The following is an 18,474-nucleotide window of genomic DNA, read 5'->3' as shown; positions in this document are numbered from 1 at the left end:
AGTGAAAATTTTAATCATAATATCGTATAATTTGACCTCTATTTTTCCCCTCTATACTTTTAATATAAGAATTGATTACTTTGTCAGTTGGAATTGGATTATGGCCAGGAAAATAATCTTTGTATTTCTCATAAGCATCTTGAACAACACCAAGTGATACAACATTTACACGTATTTCATTTTCTATTTCTAAATCTACAGCTTTTACAAAACTATGTATAGCTCCATTAACCATAGCAGCACTTGTTGTTTTTTCAACAGGATAATCAGCTAAAATACCTGTAGATAGAGTAATAGATCCTTTAGGGTTTAGATATTTACTACCTATTCTAACTACATTAACTTGCCCCATTAATTTGCTTTTTAAACCAATGTAATAATCTTCTTCAGTCAGGTTTTTAAAAGCATCCCATTTTGCTTCACCAGCAATACAAACAATAGCATCTAATTTACCAATTTGAGAGAAGCAATTTTCAATCGATTCACTTTTTGAAATGTCAATTTTAACGTCACCACTTAATCTACCTCCAATTATAACTTCGTGTTTGGTCATTAAATAATTAGATACTTTTTTGCCTATAGTTCCATTACCACCAATAACTAATATTTTCATTTATTTTAAACTTAATTTTCTTAAAAATACAAACAAAATATGGTTTAAGAGTATTTATGTTAAGAAATAGAGATGATAATTAAATAAAGAATAAAAAAAGGTGATTAATGATGTGTTAATTTTGAAATAATCTCTTTTTGATTAGGGAACAAAGAAGTAAGCTCTTTTTCAGATTTAAGTTCAAAATCTTCAAAACTAAATCCAGGAGAAACTGTACAGCCAACTAAAGAATAAGAATTTTGATCAATGACTTCAGCTCCAAACCAATAACCTCCAGGGACAACAAATTGTGGAATTTCTCCTTTACTTAAATTATTTCCTATAATATGTGTTTCATGTACTCCAGATTCTGAAATAGTATGTAGTTTAATAGGTGATCCGTCATAAAAATGCCAAATTTCATCTTGTTTTATCCTATGTAATGCAGAGAAATTATCTGAAGTTAGTAAAAAGTAAATACAAGTAGAATAATTTCTATTTCCTGTGTAGTTTTTTTCTAAACTATTATTATTTATTTTTCCCTCACTACGGTATGTTTCCCTAAAATAACCACCTTCTGGATGTGGTTCTAGTTTTAACTCTTTTATTATTTTATCAATTTTTGTCTCCATGTTTGGTGTAGTGTTAAAAGTCAAGTTATGTTTTAAAAAGTATTATTGATAAGAGGCTATTACAAAATCATTCATTTGATTAAAATTTTTAAGAATATCTTTTAATAAGGAAATTTGAACTTTGGTTCTTACTAGATTATGTTCTTGATATTCGATCTTATAATAAATATCATTATTTAAATAATCAGCTAAAAAACGAATGGCTTGTTCGTAAGTGATAATTTTTACCCCAAGCATTAAAGATTTTATTTCTTCATGTGTTATAAAATTTCTAGAAGCTTTAGCATATCCTTTCGTGAAAGCTTTAAATAAGTTTATATCTAAAGAAACTTTAGCTATGTTTTTTTCTCCTTCTGAAGCTGTATTCATACCTGTTCTTACAGCATCACCAAAATCGTAGGCTAAATAACCAGACATTGTTGTGTCTAAATCAATAATACAAATAATTTCATTATTTTGGTTAAATAGAATGTTTGCTACTTTGGCATCTTGATGAATTGTACGTAAAGGTATTTTTTCTTGGTTTCCAAGTAAAATAATTTCATGCATTTCAGGGGCTAAACTTAACAAGTATTCTATTTCATCTTTAACTTTTGAAAGTTTATTATTTTGATTTTGTTGAATAGCTTTTTTTAGCTGCTCAATTCTGTTTGGGGTATTGTGAAAATTAGGTAATACTTCAAATAATTTAGGCTGTGGTAAGTCTGACAAAACTTGATGGTAGTTTCCAAAAGCTTTTCCTAAACTTTCAGCCTGTTTTTCATTATTTAGTGTTTCAATAGTTTTTGAATTGTTTATATAATTAAACATTCTCCAAAATGAACCATCTTTATTTTTGTAATATCTCTTATTCTTTTTTGTTAGAATAATAGTTAATATTCTATCTGATTTATCTTTTGGTGTTCTAGATTGAATATGTGTTGTTATTCTAAATATATTTTCTGAAAGTTTATCAATATCTTTAAAAATATGATTATTTATTTTTTGGAGAATATAACAATCCTTTGAAGTAATAATTTTGTAAGTGGTGTTTATATAGCCTGAATTGATTATTTCATGAGTTATAAAATCCCCCTTTATTTTAAAAGCTTGAATAATTGAAGTAATATCCATTATTAATTCCAAAGTTGTTTAGGATATTCTCCAGAAGAAGTTAATTTTTTAATATTGTTTTCAACTACTTCTTTATCTTCTTTATATGTCATTCCAAACCATTTAGAACTGGTTGGTAAAATTTTTACAGAGCTTTTACTTTTGACTACTAAGTTATTTAAAACAAAAGGAAGATAGAATTCACTTTTTAACTCATGAATATTTTCTCTAAGAAAAGAGATAAAATCTTCTTCAAAAGAGGAGAATATGGCAGGAGTTAAACCAAACATATTCATAGAAGCAATTTCATTTGATTTTAAAACTGTTTCCGTATTGTTCTCTAGATAAACAATTGTGTGATCTTCTTTTTTTATAATATTGGTACGCTCAGTAATAGAGGTAAGGTTGTTGTTGTCAACTTCACAAATTCCTCTTGAAACACTTCCGTTAGTTGATAAGGTGTTTTCAATACGGTAACCTACCATGCATTGTTTTGAAAGGTCCTCTTTTTTTAAAGAGGAAAGATATTTAGCCATAATTATGAAAGAATCACTACCATAAAAATCATCAGCATTTATTACTGCAAAATTAGTGGTAATAACGTTTCTTGCAGACCAAATTGCGTGGCCAGTACCCCATGGTTTTGTTCTTTTAGAAGAAGTAAAATCAAGAGGTAAATTTTGAGTATCTTGAAAAACAAAATCTACATCAATTTGATTATTAAATTTTGTAGTGACTTGTTTTTTAAACTCTTTTTCAAATTCTTTACGAATAACAAAAACAACCTTAGAAAATCCAGCTCTTTTTGCATCAAAAACCGAATAATCAATAATTGTTTCTTTGAAAGAATTAATAGGGCTTAATTGTTTTAATCCACCAAAACGGCTACCCATACCAGCAGCCATTACTAAAAGAGTTAAACTCATAGGATAGTGTTTTTAAATATCTCTCATAATTTCTAAAGGCGTATCTTTTTTCCACTGACCATTTGTAAAGTCAGGTATAGGAATAGACAAACTTTTACTAGCTACTGAAATTTCAGAAAGAGGTGTAATAGCACTCCACATAACACTGTCATAAGCATTAATATCTAACGGTAAACCAAGGTTCAAACATCTGATAAGTCGATACATCATTACAAAGTCCATTCCTCCATGCCCTTGTTTGAAACTTTGACTTATGGTTTTTAACTTTTTAATTATTGGGTGCGTATATTTTTTTGAATAGGATTGATAATCGTCTTTAGAAAGCCATTGATGCCCCCAATAAGCTAGCTCTTCTTTGTCAATATATAACCTACTAGGATAACCATCATGAGTTGCTTTAGTTCCTACTACTTTATTTATTCTTGAGTATGGACGACCAGTATGAACATCAAATTGAAGTAAAATACTTTTACCTTTAGCTGTTTTAATCATGGTTGAATTCATATCACCACATTTAAAATTTGTGTATGGAGAATTTAGTCTTTTAGCAGTTTCACTTAAGTTAAGTTCTCTAGAGCTCATAGATGTTAGATGGTCAAAAGTATCTCCACGACCAATATTTAAATAAAAACTAATAGGGCCTAAACCATGAGTTGTGTAAAAATTACCATCTCTTTCAATGTGATGCTTTAATCGCCATTGATCTTCATAATAATCTGAACTCAACATGTGAGCTCTTAAATCGTGTAAATAAGCACCTTCAGTATGAGTGATATCTCCAAAAACTCCGTTTTCAATCATATTAAGAACAAATAATTCCTCTTCATTATAACAGCAGTTTTCAATCATAATACAGTGTTTCTGATTTCTTTCTGCAGCTTCTATTAGTTCCCAACATTCACTTAAAGTATAAGCAATTGGTACTTCACATGCTACATGCTTTCCTTGATTCATACCATATATACACATAGGTGTATGTAGTTCCCATGGAGTAGTAATTAATAATAAATCTATATCATCTTGCTTTGCAAGTTTTTGCCATTCGTTTTTATCTCCAAAGTATAAGTTTGGCTTTTTCTTTTGCCATTTACTTAAGTTATCAGCAGCCTTTTGAACTTTTTTCTCTTGTAAATCAGAAAGAGCAACTATTTCACAATATCCTTGTTTAGCAAGCCATTCATACATTTGTAATAGAGTGGTACCTCTATTACCAAGTCCTATAATTCCAACTTTAACTTTTTTTATAGGTGAAGCTTTAAACCCAAACAAATTCCCTTTAGTGGGTTTATAGGTTGCTTTAATTGCACCTAATAGAGCATCATTATCATTAGCATAAGATGAAAAAGGCATTGAAATAAATGCAGAAGCACCTAAGAGTGATTGAATAAAGTTTTTTCTGTTCATGAGAATAGGAATTATATCTTGTTTACAGTTACATAGAAGTTGTTGTCTACAACAAGAGTTTTAGTGTTTGTTTTTAGTGTTTGCCATTTTTCAGTTGGCTTTAATGTACAAGCTTTATTGTTGGCTGTAACTTTAATAGCCATGTTAAAGCCTTTTACAACATTATTCCAACGGTATTTTAATTTATTATCAGTAATTTGATACTCAAAAACAGGAATTTTAACGGTACGTAAATATTGATCAAAAACTTTGGTTAAATCAATGCCAGATTTATTAATCATATACTTTTCAACTTCTTGAGTAGTTACTGTTTTGTGATAAAACTTTTTATTTAAGCCACGTAAAATTTTACGCCATTTTTTATCATTATCTATTAATTGACGAATTGTATGAAGCATATTTGCCCCTTTATAGTACATATCACCTGAACCTTCATTATTTACATTATATTGTCCTATAATTGGGATATCGTTTCTTATAGATCGTCGAGTACCAATAACATATTCAGCTGATGCTTTTTTTCCATAATAATAATCTAAGAATAAGTTTTCAGAATACGCGGTAAAGCTTTCGTGTACCCACATGTCAGCAATATCTTTATTAGTAATATTGTTAGCAAACCATTCATGACCAGCTTCATGAATAATAATAAAGTCGAATTTTAATCCCCATCCAGTACCAGATAAGTCATTTCCTAGGTATCCTTGTTTATATTGATTTCCGTAAGTAACTGAACTTTGATGTTCCATGCCTAAATAAGGAACTTCTACGAGTTTAAAACTATCTTCGTAAAAAGGATATTTACCAAACCAATGTTCAAAAGCCTTCATCATTTTTGAAGCGTCTTTAAACTGTTTTTTTGCTTTTTCTAGATTATCACGTAAAACGTAATAGTTCATATCTAATACACCATCTTCACCGTCATATTTTTCTGAAAAATTCACATAATCACCAATATTTACATTAACACCGTAATTATTAATAGGATTCTTAACAAACCAATGAAAAGTAGTAGTGTTGTCATTGTGCTTTTCAACTTTTCTAAGTCTACCATTAGAAACGTTTGTTAAATTTTTAGGAACACGAACACTTATAGCCATACTATCAACTTCATCATACATATGATCTTTATTAGGCCACCAAACACTAGCCCCTAATCCTTGGCATGAAGTTGCTACAAAGTGATTTCCATTCATGTCTTTTTTCCAAGAAAAACCACCATCCCAAGGAGCTCTTATAGCTTCTTTGGGGGTTCCTTCATAATAAACTATAATAGAGTTTGTAGTACCTATTTGTTGTTTTTCTTTTAATTGAATGAAATGAGCATTACCTTCTGAAGTAATCATAAGGCTTTTTCCATTTTGGGTAGCTTTTGTAATTTTTAAAGGAGCTTGTAAATCTATTTGTAGCCTAGAAGCAGGTTTTAAAACTTTATAAGTTACTTTGTTGTGGCCTTTAATGAATTTTTTATCAGGATCCACTGAAATATTTAAATGGTAATAAGATAAGTCCCACCAAACTCTTTCAGGAGTAATAGAACCTCTTAGTGTATCTTGACGAGTAAATGTATTTGTGTGTTTAAATAAAGATGTTTGCGCAAAACTTAAAAAGCTTGCAAATATTAAGAAACTACTAAAAATAATTTTTTTGCACATAATTTTTACTGAAATTGAGTTGCTAATATAAGTTTTTAAAGTTTTTTTATTGACTTTAACTTTTGGATATTTGTCTAAAATTATATAGAATGTCAAAAGTTGTATTTATTACAGGAGCTTCTTCAGGAATAGGAAAATCTATAGGATTGTATTTGCATGGTAAAAATTATAAGGTGTACGGTACTAGTAGAAATCCGAGTAAAGTAAATGTTCCTTTTTCAATGGTAGCTTTAGATGTTACTCAGAAAGAATCTATTAAAAGAGCTATCGGCGAAGTGATTGGGATAGAAGGAAAGATTGATGTTTTGATAAATAATGCAGGTAAAGGAATCACTGGGCCAATTGAGGATACGCCAACTGAAGAAATGAAGTTTAATTTTGATACTAATTTTTTTGGAGTTATTGATGTAATTAAAGAGGTGTTACCTTCTATGCGGTTAGAGAAGAGTGGACTCATTATTAATACAACTTCAATAGCAGGTTATATGGGATTGCCATTTAGAGGAGTATATTCTGCAAGCAAAGGGGCTTTAGAATTGGTAACTGAGGCGTTAAGTATGGAAGTTAAGAGTTTTGGTGTACGAGTGGTGAATGTAGCTCCGGGTGATTTTGCTACAAATATTGCTGCTGGTAGATATCATACGCCGGTATTTGAAAATTCAGCGTATAAAGAAAAATATGCTGAGAATTTAGCATTAATGGATAGTCATGTGAGTTCAGGGGAAGATCCAATGATGATGGCAAAAGCTATTTATGAAATAATAAAAAGCAAGTCACCTAAAATACATTATAAAGTAGGAGGGTTTATGGAGAAATTTTCAATTATTTTAAAAAGAGTTTTACCTGATAAAATTTATGAAAAACTATTAATGAACCATTATAAATTGTAAATTTGTAGCGTATTAGAAGAAATATTTTTTTAGAAATAGAACACAACTTTTTAAATTATAAATAGATGAAATTTTTTATTGACACAGCTAATCTTGATCAAATTAAAGAAGCACAAGCTTTAGGTATTTTAGATGGAGTAACTACTAATCCGTCATTAATGGCAAAAGAGGGGATTACTGGAGAAGAAAATATTATTAACCATTATAAAGCGATATGTGATATTGTTGAGGGAGATGTTTCTGCTGAAGTAATTTCAACTGATTATGAAGGAATGGTAAGAGAAGGTGAGGCATTAGCAGCTCTTAATCCACAAATAGTAGTAAAATTACCAATGATTAAAGATGGTATAAAGGCATGTAAATATTTTTCTGATAAAGGTATTAAAACAAATGTAACATTAGTTTTTTCTGCTGGGCAAGCATTATTAGCAGCAAAAGCAGGAGCAACATATGTATCTCCTTTTATAGGTCGTTTAGATGATATATCTACAGATGGTTTAAACTTAATAGCCGAAATTCGTCAAATTTATGATAACTATATGTTTGAAACAGAAATTTTAGCTGCTTCTGTTCGTCATACAATGCATATCATTGATTGTGCTAAATTAGGATCTGATGTTATGACTGGACCTTTAAGTGCTATTTCTGGATTATTAAAACACCCTTTAACTGATATAGGTTTAGAAAAGTTTTTAGCTGATTATAAAAAAGGACAACAGTAATTGTTAGCTGAATTCTTTGAAAATGAAATATAAAGAAATCATATAAAAAATAGATTTCTAGATTAACAAATAAGAATTCCACACTATTAGTGTGGAATTTCTTTTTTAGTAATACTTTTGCACTCTGATGTATCCAAAAAAACAATTAGCACAATTAGTAATTTCAGCATGTCAATTTTATAATATTGATACTGTTGTAATATCACCTGGTTCAAGAAATGCACCTTTAACAATAGGTTTTACTAATCATCCTGATGTGGAAACTTATAGTATTGTTGATGAGCGTTGCGCTGCGTTTTTTGCTATGGGAATAGCTCAACAAAAACGAAAGCCAGTGGCGATAGTATGTACTTCAGGCTCAGCATTACTTAATTACTATCCAGCAATAGCTGAGGCTTTTTATAGTAAAATACCTTTGTTAGTTATATCCGCTGATAGGCCAAGATACTTAATTGATGTAGGGGATGGACAGGCTATTAGACAAGAAAATGTTTTTGCAAATCATATTTTATATTCAGCAAATTTGTTAGAAGATACAAATGAACTGGGTCGTAATGCGGAAATGTTAAGTGAAGCTATAAGCACAGCAATACAAAAAAAAGGCCCGATACATGTAAATGTTCCTTTTGAGGAGCCTTTATATGAAGTTGTTGATGAGATAGGAGAGGTAATTAAGGATGAGGTATTGAAGGTATCTAAAGAAGAATTAACATCAACTACAAGTAATATCAACTATGAGTATTTTGCTGATATATGGAATTCAGCAGAACGTAAATTGATTTTAATTGGAGTAAATTACCCTTCTGATGAGTTGCAAAGTATTTTAAGTAAGTATGCAAATGATGAGTCTGTTTTAATAATGACTGAAACAACGTCTAATTTATATGGTTCAAATTTTGTAAATAATATAGATGTATTAATTACTCCACTTAACGAAAAATCTTTTGAAGCTTTACAACCAGATGTTTTAATTACATTAGGTGGAATGGTTGTGTCAAAAAGAATAAAACAATTCTTAAGGAAGTATCAACCAAAGCATCATTGGCATATTGATAAACTTGAGAAATTAGATACTTATTTTTGTTTAAGTGAGTTTGTTAAAGAAGTGCCGGAGATGTTTTTTTTAGAGTTAATTAATTACAAGAAAAAGATATCAAGCAGTTATAAAGAAGACTGGTTAGAGATAGAAAATAAGAGAATAGATAGTCATGAAAATTTTGTAAAAACTATTTCTTATTCTGATTTAGAGGTGTTCAATGTATTGTTAAAATCTATTCCAAATAATTGCCAATTACAATTAAGTAATAGTTCAGTTATTAGATACACACAATTGTTTAAATTGAATCCAACATTACGAGTTTTTTGTAATAGAGGAACTAGCGGGATTGATGGAAGTACTAGTACCGCAATTGGAGCTGCATTAGCAAGTAAAGAACAAACCGTATTTATTTCTGGAGATATTAGTTTTTATTATGATAGTAATGCTTTATGGAATAGTTATGTGCCTAGTAATTTTAGAATCATTATAGTAAATAACTCAGGAGGAGGAATTTTCAAAATAATACCAGGGCCTCAAACAACGAATGCGTTAAATTATTTTGAAACACCACACAGTTTAAATGCTGAATATTTGGCAAAAACATATGGTTTTGAATATGAATCAGTAACGAATATAAAAGAGTTAGAAAATAAGTTATCTGGATTTTACAGTGATTCACAAAAACCGAAAATTTTAGAGATATTTACACCTTCAAGTGTAAATGATAGTATATTAAAAAAATATTTTAAAAATTTATAATGGATTTAAAAATAGGAGATAAGGTAGATTTAGTAATTGGTACTGAAAGTCATTTAGGATATACAGTATTAATAAATGAAGAATTTGAAGGATTACTTTACAGAAATGAAGTTTTTACTGAATTAGAAGAAGGGTTTAAAACTGTAGGTTACATAAAAAAAATTCGTGAAGATGAAAGAATTGATGTTTCACTACAACCTCAAGGTTTTAGAAATGTAATAGATGCTGATGTTGAAAAAATTCTGAATAAATTAGAAGAAAAAAAGTTTCTTTTATTGACAGATAAAAGCTCTCCTGAATCAATTAAATTTCATTTACAAATGAGTAAAAAAGCATTCAAAAGAGCTATTGGTAGTTTATATAAGAATAAAAAAATTGTTTTAAAAGAAGATAGAATAGAATTAAGTTAAGATATTATTTATCCTCCTCTTTTTCTTCTTCTTCATTATCTTCTTCAGGAAGAATTTCTTCATCTGGTTTTTGACTACCCATTAAATCATTCACTCGCTTTATGTTTTCATAAAAAGAGTCAGTGTTAGGATCTGAGGGGTTCATTTTTCCATAAGCGGCTTTGTAGTAAAAATCTGCTTTTTCATAGTCTTTACCAAGTTCATGAAATTTTCCTACATAATAATCTCCTAAATGTAGGTCTGGATATTTAATCATAACAAAGTCACCTAAAACTCTTAAGTAGTCTCCATCCATTTTGTCCATAACAATACCTTCAATAGCGTAAATATCATCTAATCTTACATTTAAATTAGCGCCATATAAATATTGAATGTCTAAATATTTTTTCTCTAAATATTTTATTGCATCAAGAGGATCTAAGTCTTTTACGTTTTTTTCATACTCACCTTTAGATATTTTGGAGTATAAAGAAAACATATTTGTAAAAGCCCTAGGTATAGTTTCACTAATGGTGGCTAAAAAACTAGGAGAGCTTTCAAATTTATCAAAGTTTACATGAAAGTTTTCAGCATTAAAAGAAGATAGGAAAGTTCCGATTTCGCTATACCTATCATATAACTCTTCTGTTGTTTGTTTTTTAGAGTTACTAGCATATATGTAGTAGGTATTGTCTATTTTTCCAAGTCTGCTAAGTGTATATGAATTGATGATTTGAGGAGCATATTTTGCAAATTCAGGGGTAGCACATATGTAGGCATTAAAAATAGGTTCAGGTTCTTTTAAAAAATGAGTTAAAAAATTAGCTCCTTTTCCTTCACCTGTAATAGACATAAAAGGTGATGTTTTAAAATTGGCTTCCATATAAGGAATTAATTCATGCTTAATAAAGTTATAAAAATGAGAAGATCTACTAGTTAGCATATTAGTAGCTTCTACTATGGAAATATCTTTAGCGTACGTTTTTTCCATATCAATACCAACAACTATTTGTCTTGGAGCTTTGTCAACATTGGCAAACAATTTCGCGTTTCCAACATATAAATCAAATAAATATTGATTACCCAATACTATAGCTAGTGGGTAATTAGCAGTTAAATCTTTTTTGTAGTTTTTTGGAAGGTAAATTTTAAAACTTCTTTTTCGTTTCAATTCTTTAGAATCGATAGATTTAGTAATGACTTCCTGAGAAAAAGAAGAAAAGGAAATGCAAAAAGCAAATACAAGAGACAGATATTTCATAGGGATTGGTTTATTAATACTCAAATATAAAAAAGAAAATAAAGTTATTATGCTATTTTTGCTTTATATAACGATAATAGTTTGAAATTATGATACAACCTCAATGGGAAACCGCCAAAGAGTACGAAGATATTACGTATAAGAAATCACACAATGTTGCAAGGATAGCATTTAACAGACCTAATGTGCGTAATGCATTTCGTCCACATACAACATCTGAATTGTTAGATGCATTTAATGATGCACATGAAGATACTAATATTGGAGTTGTATTATTGTCAGCTGAAGGTCCATCAACTAAAGATGGTGTTTGGAGTTTTTGTTCAGGAGGAGATCAAAATGCACGTGGCCATCAGGGATATGTTGGAAAAGATGGGTATCATCGATTAAATATTTTAGAAGTTCAACGATTAATTCGTTTTATGCCTAAAGCTGTAATTTGTGTAGTTCCAGGTTGGGCAGTAGGTGGTGGACATAGTTTACATGTTACTTGCGATTTAACTTTAGCAAGTAAAGAACATGCTATTTTTAAACAAACAGATGCCGACGTAACTTCATTTGATGCAGGATATGGTTCTGCATATTTAGCTAAAATGGTAGGGCAAAAGAGAGCTAGAGAGATATTCTTTTTGGGTAGAAATTATTCTGCGCAAGAAGCTTATGAAATGGGAATGGTGAATGCTGTTGTACCTCATGATGAGTTGGAGCAAACAGCATTTGATTGGGCTCAAGAAATATTAGAAAAATCGCCAACATCAATTAAAATGTTAAAGTTTGCAATGAATTTAACTGATGATGGAATGGTAGGACAACAAGTGTTTGCAGGTGAAGTTACACGTTTAGCATACATGACAGATGAAGCTAAAGAAGGACGTGATGCTTTTTTGGAAAAGAGAAAGCCGAACTTCCCTAAAACATGGATCCCTTAAAATTAAATTAACTTGTTGTTATAAATAAAAATGATGAAGTAATCTCATTTTAAAGGTTACTTCATTTTGTTTGTAATGACGTTTTGTTTTATAGAATGAAAATAATTTGTATAGGGCGTAATTACGCTAAACACATAGAAGAATTAGAGAATGAGAAGCCTGAAAGTCCAGTGGTCTTTTTAAAACCTGACTCTGCAATTTTACCTAAAAAAATGCCTTTTTTTATACCGCCTTTTTCAAATGATATTCATTATGAAGTTGAGGTGTTGGTAAAAATAAATAAAGTAGGGAAGCATATTTCACCAAAGTTTTCACCTAAATACTATGATGAAATAGGTTTAGGTATCGATTTTACTGCTCGTGACGTGCAGGCTAAATGTAAGGAAAAAGGATTACCTTGGGAAAAAGCAAAGGCATTTGATGGAAGTGCTGTTATAGGAAACTTTTTCCCAAAAGAAGAATTTGATATAAATAAGTTATCTTTTCAGCTTAAAAAAAACAATGAAGTAGTTCAAGAAGGAAATACACAATCTATGTTATGGAAGATTGACGAGTTAGTAAGTTATGTTTCTCAATATTTCACATTAAAAAAAGGAGATGTAATTTTTACTGGTACACCAGCTGGTGTTGGTAAAGTAGAAGAGAATGATGTGTTAACAGGAATTATAGAAAATAAAGAAGCATTTCAAATAAAAATTAAATAAAAAAAGAAAGTTATGTTAGGATTAGTATTGCTCTATTTTATAGGGAAAAAGTTTTATGAATTAGCAGATGAGTATAAAATGAATAAATGGGGTTTTGCCATATTGGGAGTTGTTGTTTATTATACAGGAGCTTTTATTTTTGGTATTGCCTTAGGTGTTTATGCAGTAATAACTGAATCTGATTTTTTAGATACTACAAATGATTTAGTATTAGGGATAATAGCAATGCCTTTTGGACTTTTGAGTTGTTATGGATTGTATTATTATTTAGAGAAAACGTGGAAAAAGAAAAAACCATTAGAAGATAAAATGATAGATCAAATAGGGAATAACTAATTTCTTATTTCAATTTAAACCACTTTATAGCTTCAGCAATACCTACTTCAATAGGTGTTTGTTGAAGCTTTATTTTTTGTGTAGCTTTTTGGTTTGAGTAATAATTATGTACACATAATGTTTTTACATTAATGCTTGATAAATCTGTTTTCACCTTAAAAAAACGAAGTAGATCACCTAAATAACCAATAGAGAATAATAGTAATTTAGGAATTTTAATAAAATAAGATTTTTGATTTAGTTGTTGAGTAACTTTTTTATAAAAGCTTAAATATGATAAATTTTCACCAGATAGAATATAGGCTTCCTTATGTTCGCCATGAATTATTGATTGAATAACTGCTTTAGCTGCATCAATTACATTAATAAAACTTTTTCCTCCTGGAGGATAAAAAATAATTTTCTTTTTATAAGCACTTAAAACCAACCTTCCAGAACTAGGTTTTGTGTCATAAGGGCCAATCATAAAAGTTGGATTTAAAATTACAAGTTTTGTATGCTGATTTTCATCAGATAAATTTAAAAGTGCATCTTGTCCTTCCAATTTACTTTTAGCATACAAAGATTTTGTAAAAGGGAAAGAAATAGCTTTCGTTTCGTTTCCAAGATTATTTAATGAGCCGTAACCAAAACAATTAGCAGTACTAACGTAAATAAAAGTTTTGATATTATTTTTAATTGCATTTTTATATAGGATTTCAGTGGCGGTAGCATTTACTTTCTTGTATACATTATAATCAATAATGTTTTGATTAGTTAATGCAGCAACATGAATAATACAATCTGTGTTTTTAAGAAGTTCAGTATAAGATTCAACTTGGGTAATATCACCAATTTGTAATTGAAGATTTTTGTTTGGTTCTAATGTAAAACTGTTTGAATTTCTTAGAAAGCCAATAACTTCATTGTTTTGTTGAAGTAGTTGTTGTATGATATTTGTAGCTAATAAACCATTAGCACCAGTAACTAAAATTCTCATTTAAACCTCAATTTCTTTTTTTATAGCTTTACTCAATAATTTTATTTTGGTATTTAAGGGTAAAATTTTTAAGATTACCTTGCTTAGTTTATTTAGTTTACCAGGTATAACTCTTTTTTTACTTTGAAGCATTTTCTCAATACTTTGAAATGCCATTTCATGTAAACTTACTACTCCAGATTTTACAAAACCACTTTGTTTTTCTATCCTACTACTCACCTCATTATTTGTTTTCATTGGTCCAGGATATACAACAGAAACAGAGATATTGAATTCTTTTAATTCTTCTCTTAAACCTAAAGAAAAATAATCAATAAATTTTTTCGAAGCAGGATATACGGTTTTATAACCAATAGGGCTAAAAGCAGCCATACTAGATACATTTAAAATGTAACTCTTAGTATTAGATGCTAAATTAGGAATAATTAATTTGGTAATGAAAGAAGTAGAAATGATGTTTAATTGAATAATTTTCTCAATATAATCTAACGAGGCTTCTGTTATTTTTTTTGAACCTCCACAACCTGCATTATTAATTAGAATTGAAATTTTATAATTATTAGCCCAATCACAAAGATTTATAATATTGTTTTTAACAGTTAAATCTGTTTCATAAAACTTAACAATAACGTTAAATTCATTTTCTATGCTTTTTGAACTAGAAGCTAAATTTTCATTTGGTAATGAAACTAATAGTAAATTATAACCACGGCTAGCAAGCTCCTTAGATAAGTACAATCCTAAACCTTGACTTGCACCCGTAATCAAAGCAAAACTATTTTTCATAAGTAAGTTTTTTTTAAAGACATAAAAGTAAAAACTTTGTTACACTTTATGGCATAAATATTAGTTATATCTTTGTGAAACAAAAGTTAAATAGATTTATTTGAACGCAGAAATAATTACCATTGGAGATGAAATTCTCATCGGGCAAATAGTTGATACTAATTCACAATGGATAGGTCAAGAATTAAATAAAATAGGAGTTTCAGTATATCAAATATCTTCTATACAAGACGAAAAGCAACATATTTTAAACGCTTTAAAAGAGGCAGAAGAAAGAGTCGATATTGTTATTATTACAGGAGGACTTGGGCCAACAAAAGATGATATAACTAAAAAAACAATTGCAGAATATTTTAAAGATACCAAGGTTGTTGAATATTCAGAAGTTGTAGATAATATAAAGAGGATTTTTAAAAAGGTTAACCATCCATTTAATGAGGTGCAGAAATATCAGGCACAATTACCTTCAAAGGCAACATTATTAATGAATCAATTAGGAACAGCTCCAGGTATGTGGTTTTATGAAAACAACACAGTTTTTGTCTCGTTGCCAGGAGTGCCTTATGAAATGAAAGGATTAATGACTAATGAAGTGTTACCTAAATTGCAAAAAGAATTTAGCTTGCCTTTTATTTTTCATAAAACAATTATGACTTACGGAACTGGTGAAAGTGTGATTGCTGAAAGAATAGAAGATTGGGAAGAGAATCTACCTTCATTTATAAAATTAGCTTACTTACCTTCATTTGGTAGAGTGCGTTTAAGGTTGTCTGCTAAGGGAGAAAACAAAGCGCTTTTAGAAGAAACGATGTCAAAAAAAGTTCAAGAACTTAAAAAATTAATACCAGACATTATTGCAGGGATTGAAGATGGAGCTTCTATAGAAAAAAGAATAGGAGATTTATTAAAAGAAAGAAAACAAACACTTTGTACAGCAGAAAGCTTAACAGGAGGAAAGATTGCTTCAACAATTGTTTCTGTAGCTGGTTCTTCTGCTTATTATTTGGGGAGTTTTATTACCTATACTGCTAAATTAAAAGAACAATTATTAGATATATCGAAAGAAGTCATTGAAAATCATTCTGTAGTAAGTGAAGAGGTGGCAAAACAAATGGCTTTAGCAGCAAAAAATAAATTAGAAACTGATTATGCTATTGCTGTAACAGGGAATGCAGGACCGACTACTGATAATAATGATAAAAGTGTAGGGGTAGTGTATATAGCAATTGCGAATAATAAAGGTATTGATGTTCAGGAGTTTAATTTTGGTCAGCCGAGAGAAAAGGTAATAAATAGAACGGTAACTAAAGCGTTAGAATTATTGCAAAAAAATATTATGAAAAAATAACCTATAATATTTTGTTTAATTCTGTTAAAAGTTCGTATATTTGCACCTCGTTTAGAAATAACACTATAAAACTGTCAAGAAGATGTCTAGAGTTTGTGAATTAACAGGAAAAAAAGCGATGGTTGGTAACAATGTATCACACGCTTTAAATAGAACTAAAAGAAAGTTTAACGCTAATTTAATGACTAAGCGTTTCTATATTCCAGAAGAAGATAAGTGGGTTACCTTAAAAGTATCTGCTTCTGCATTAAAAAATATTAATAAAAAAGGAATCTCTGCTGTGATTAAAGAAGCTAGAGAAAAAGGTTTCTTAACTAAATAATTCCTTACTTAGATAAAATTTTACAGAGATGGCAAAAAAAGGAAACAGAGTTCAAGTAATTTTAGAATGTACTGAGCATAAAGGTACTGGTCAACCAGGAACTTCACGTTATATTACTACAAAGAACAAAAAGAACACTCCTGATAGAATGGAATTAAAGAAATTTAATCCAATCTTAAAGAAGATGACAGTTCATAAAGAAATTAAATAATTAGAGATTTAAAATATCAAGTATTCGTATTTGAAGTTTTAAAAAACAACCAATAACCTATAGGACATGGCAAAGAAATCAGTAGCAACTTTACAAACAGGTTCAAAAAGATTAACCAAAGCTATCAAAATGGTAAAGTCTCCTAAAACTGGAGCTTACACATTTGTTGAAGCTATTATGGATCCTACACAAGTAAATGACTTTATAGCTAAAAAGTAATTCTTGTTTACAGTTTATAAAAAAGCTACTTTCAAATTTTGAAGGTAGCTTTTTTTATGTATTAAAAAACTGTACTTTTGAGCATTACCCTTCGAGTTAAGTTTTATTATATCAAAATATCTTACTCTTAACACGAAAAGTAATCGTATAAAATGACAATTTGACCATATACTATGTTTGGTATGGTTTTTAACCTAGTATAAGCGATTATAAAATTTAACTATGAGTTTTTTTAAGAAAATTTTTTCAAAAGAGAAAAAAGAAACATTAGATAAGGGCTTAGAAAAAACAAAAACAAGTTTTTTTTCTAAGTTATCAAAGGCTGTTGCTGGTAAAGCAAAAGTTGATGATGATGTATTAGATAATTTAGAAGAAGTTTTAGTTTCATCTGATGTTGGTGTAGATACTACATTAAAAATTATAGAAAGAATAGAAGAACGTGTAGCTCGTGATAAATATTTAGGTACTGAGGAATTAAACCAAATTTTACGAGACGAAATAGCAGGTTTGCTTTCTGAAACGAATACAGGTGATGAAACTGATTTTACAATTCCCGAAAATAAAAAGCCATATGTATTGATGGTTGTAGGGGTAAATGGAGTTGGGAAAACAACAACGATTGGTAAATTAGCTTCACAGTTTAAAAAGAAAGGTTTAAAAGTTGTATTAGGAGCAGCTGATACTTTTAGAGCAGCAGCAATTGATCAGTTACAAGTATGGGCTGATAGAACAGATGTACCTATTATTCGCCAAGAAATGGGGTCAGATCCTGCTTCTGTAGCATTTGATACGGTAAAGTCAGGGGTTAATCAAGACGCTGATGTTATTATTATTGATACAGCAGGACGTTTACACAACAAAGTTAATTTAATGAATGAATTAACTAAAATTAAACGTGTTATGCAAAAGGTAATTCCAGATGCACCACATGATGTATTATTAGTATTAGACGGTTCTACTGGTCAAAACGCTTTTGAACAAGCAAAGCAATTCACTAAAGCGACTGAAGTAACATCTTTAGCAGTTACTAAATTAGATGGTACCGCAAAAGGTGGGGTAGTTATAGGGATATCTGATCAATTTAAAATACCTGTTAAATATATTGGAGTTGGAGAAGGTATAGATGACTTACAAGTTTTTAACAAGCATGAATTTGTAGACAGTTTTTTTAAATAAGAACATTAAAATATAAAATAAAAACTCCCATTTTTTGGGAGTTTTTTATTTTTATACAATATTGATATGTTGTTAAATACTTTGTCATACACTAAATTCAACG

21 protein-coding genes are annotated in these 18,474 nt (G+C 29.5%); 12 read left to right on the top strand and 9 right to left on the bottom strand.

What is annotated here, in order from left to right; genetic code table 11:
* Positions 1-10: 10 nt before the first annotated feature.
* The 6 genes from BLV71_RS01580 to BLV71_RS01555 all read right to left on the bottom strand — a co-directional run bounded on the left by BLV71_RS01580 (position 11) and on the right by BLV71_RS01555 (position 6,301).
* Positions 11-613: a short chain dehydrogenase gene (locus tag BLV71_RS01580; RefSeq protein WP_093868849.1), complete on the bottom strand. Its 603-nt coding sequence runs from the start codon at positions 611-613 to the stop codon at positions 11-13.
* Between the two features lie 104 nt (positions 614-717).
* Positions 718-1,224, bottom strand: a complete 507-nt coding sequence (locus BLV71_RS01575) for a cupin domain-containing protein (protein WP_093868848.1) — start codon at positions 1,222-1,224, stop codon at positions 718-720.
* A 42-nt stretch (positions 1,225-1,266) separates the two neighbouring features.
* Positions 1,267-2,337, bottom strand: coding sequence for a phosphotransferase enzyme family protein (locus BLV71_RS01570; RefSeq protein WP_093868847.1), 1,071 nt, complete (start codon positions 2,335-2,337; stop codon positions 1,267-1,269).
* A 2-nt stretch (positions 2,338-2,339) separates the two neighbouring features.
* Positions 2,340-3,242 (bottom strand): sugar phosphate nucleotidyltransferase, encoded by a 903-nt coding sequence (locus BLV71_RS01565; RefSeq protein ID WP_093868846.1) that lies wholly within the window; start codon positions 3,240-3,242, stop codon positions 2,340-2,342.
* A 12-nt stretch (positions 3,243-3,254) separates the two neighbouring features.
* Positions 3,255-4,646 (bottom strand): Gfo/Idh/MocA family protein, encoded by a 1,392-nt coding sequence (locus BLV71_RS01560; protein ID WP_093868845.1) that lies wholly within the window; start codon positions 4,644-4,646, stop codon positions 3,255-3,257.
* Between the two features lie 11 nt (positions 4,647-4,657).
* Entirely contained in the window at positions 4,658-6,301 is a 1,644-nt protein-coding gene (locus BLV71_RS01555) for a M1 family metallopeptidase (protein ID WP_093868844.1), read from the bottom strand.
* 89 nt (positions 6,302-6,390) lie between these two features.
* On the opposite strand from BLV71_RS01555, the gene BLV71_RS01550 reads away from it, so the two are divergent.
* From BLV71_RS01550 to BLV71_RS01535, 4 genes are all read left to right on the top strand, one after another.
* A complete protein-coding gene (locus BLV71_RS01550) occupies positions 6,391-7,191 on the top strand; it encodes an SDR family oxidoreductase (protein WP_093868843.1) in 801 nt (266 codons plus the stop codon).
* Between the two features lie 65 nt (positions 7,192-7,256).
* The gene (gene fsa / locus BLV71_RS01545; protein ID WP_093868842.1) at positions 7,257-7,913 is read left to right on the top strand and encodes a fructose-6-phosphate aldolase; all 657 of its coding nucleotides are present in this window, start codon (positions 7,257-7,259) and stop codon (positions 7,911-7,913) included.
* Positions 7,914-8,040: 127 nt separating this feature from the next.
* Positions 8,041-9,711, top strand: a complete 1,671-nt coding sequence (gene menD, locus BLV71_RS01540; RefSeq protein WP_093868841.1) for a 2-succinyl-5-enolpyruvyl-6-hydroxy-3-cyclohexene-1-carboxylic-acid synthase — start codon at positions 8,041-8,043, stop codon at positions 9,709-9,711.
* Entirely contained in the window at positions 9,711-10,121 is a 411-nt protein-coding gene (locus tag BLV71_RS01535; RefSeq protein WP_093868840.1) for a S1 RNA-binding domain-containing protein, read from the top strand. Before menD ends, BLV71_RS01535 begins: the two co-directional genes overlap by 1 nt.
* A 4-nt stretch (positions 10,122-10,125) precedes the next feature.
* Here the strand turns inward: BLV71_RS01535 and BLV71_RS01530 are convergent, their stop codons facing one another.
* Positions 10,126-11,361: an alpha/beta hydrolase-fold protein gene (locus BLV71_RS01530; RefSeq protein ID WP_093868839.1), complete on the bottom strand. Its 1,236-nt coding sequence runs from the start codon at positions 11,359-11,361 to the stop codon at positions 10,126-10,128.
* Between the two features lie 89 nt (positions 11,362-11,450).
* On the opposite strand from BLV71_RS01530, the gene BLV71_RS01525 reads away from it, so the two are divergent.
* From BLV71_RS01525 to BLV71_RS01515, 3 genes are all read left to right on the top strand, one after another.
* Positions 11,451-12,290, top strand: coding sequence for a 1,4-dihydroxy-2-naphthoyl-CoA synthase (locus BLV71_RS01525; RefSeq protein WP_093868838.1), 840 nt, complete (start codon positions 11,451-11,453; stop codon positions 12,288-12,290).
* Between the two features lie 95 nt (positions 12,291-12,385).
* Positions 12,386-12,994, top strand: coding sequence for a fumarylacetoacetate hydrolase family protein (locus BLV71_RS01520; protein WP_093868837.1), 609 nt, complete (start codon positions 12,386-12,388; stop codon positions 12,992-12,994).
* A gap of 12 nt (positions 12,995-13,006) precedes the next feature.
* Positions 13,007-13,330 (top strand): hypothetical protein, encoded by a 324-nt coding sequence (locus tag BLV71_RS01515; RefSeq protein WP_093868836.1) that lies wholly within the window; start codon positions 13,007-13,009, stop codon positions 13,328-13,330.
* 4 nt (positions 13,331-13,334) lie between these two features.
* Here the strand turns inward: BLV71_RS01515 and BLV71_RS01510 are convergent, their stop codons facing one another.
* Both BLV71_RS01510 and BLV71_RS01505 read right to left on the bottom strand, forming a co-directional pair.
* Positions 13,335-14,309, bottom strand: coding sequence for an NAD-dependent epimerase/dehydratase family protein (locus tag BLV71_RS01510; protein WP_093868835.1), 975 nt, complete (start codon positions 14,307-14,309; stop codon positions 13,335-13,337).
* The gene (locus BLV71_RS01505) at positions 14,310-15,095 is read right to left on the bottom strand and encodes an SDR family NAD(P)-dependent oxidoreductase (RefSeq protein WP_093868834.1); all 786 of its coding nucleotides are present in this window, start codon (positions 15,093-15,095) and stop codon (positions 14,310-14,312) included.
* A gap of 100 nt (positions 15,096-15,195) precedes the next feature.
* Between BLV71_RS01505 and BLV71_RS01500 the strand changes: the two genes are divergently transcribed.
* From BLV71_RS01500 to ftsY, 5 genes are all read left to right on the top strand, one after another.
* Positions 15,196-16,443, top strand: a complete 1,248-nt coding sequence (locus tag BLV71_RS01500; protein ID WP_093868833.1) for a competence/damage-inducible protein A — start codon at positions 15,196-15,198, stop codon at positions 16,441-16,443.
* An 82-nt stretch (positions 16,444-16,525) separates the two neighbouring features.
* Positions 16,526-16,765, top strand: coding sequence for a 50S ribosomal protein L28 (gene rpmB, locus BLV71_RS01495; protein ID WP_020082122.1), 240 nt, complete (start codon positions 16,526-16,528; stop codon positions 16,763-16,765).
* 28 nt (positions 16,766-16,793) lie between these two features.
* Positions 16,794-16,976: a 50S ribosomal protein L33 gene (rpmG, locus tag BLV71_RS01490; RefSeq protein WP_093868832.1), complete on the top strand. Its 183-nt coding sequence runs from the start codon at positions 16,794-16,796 to the stop codon at positions 16,974-16,976.
* 66 nt (positions 16,977-17,042) lie between these two features.
* Positions 17,043-17,195, top strand: coding sequence for a DUF4295 domain-containing protein (locus BLV71_RS01485; protein WP_093868831.1), 153 nt, complete (start codon positions 17,043-17,045; stop codon positions 17,193-17,195).
* Between the two features lie 222 nt (positions 17,196-17,417).
* Positions 17,418-18,371, top strand: coding sequence for a signal recognition particle-docking protein FtsY (gene ftsY / locus BLV71_RS01480; RefSeq protein ID WP_093868830.1), 954 nt, complete (start codon positions 17,418-17,420; stop codon positions 18,369-18,371).
* The last annotated feature ends 103 nt before the right edge of the window (positions 18,372-18,474 follow it).

It is taken from the genome of Tenacibaculum sp. MAR_2010_89 (genome assembly GCF_900105985.1).
GTDB classification, from domain to species: Bacteria; Bacteroidota; Bacteroidia; order Flavobacteriales; family Flavobacteriaceae; genus Polaribacter; species Polaribacter halocynthiae.
This window is presented reverse-complemented; position numbering and strand designations above follow the sequence as displayed.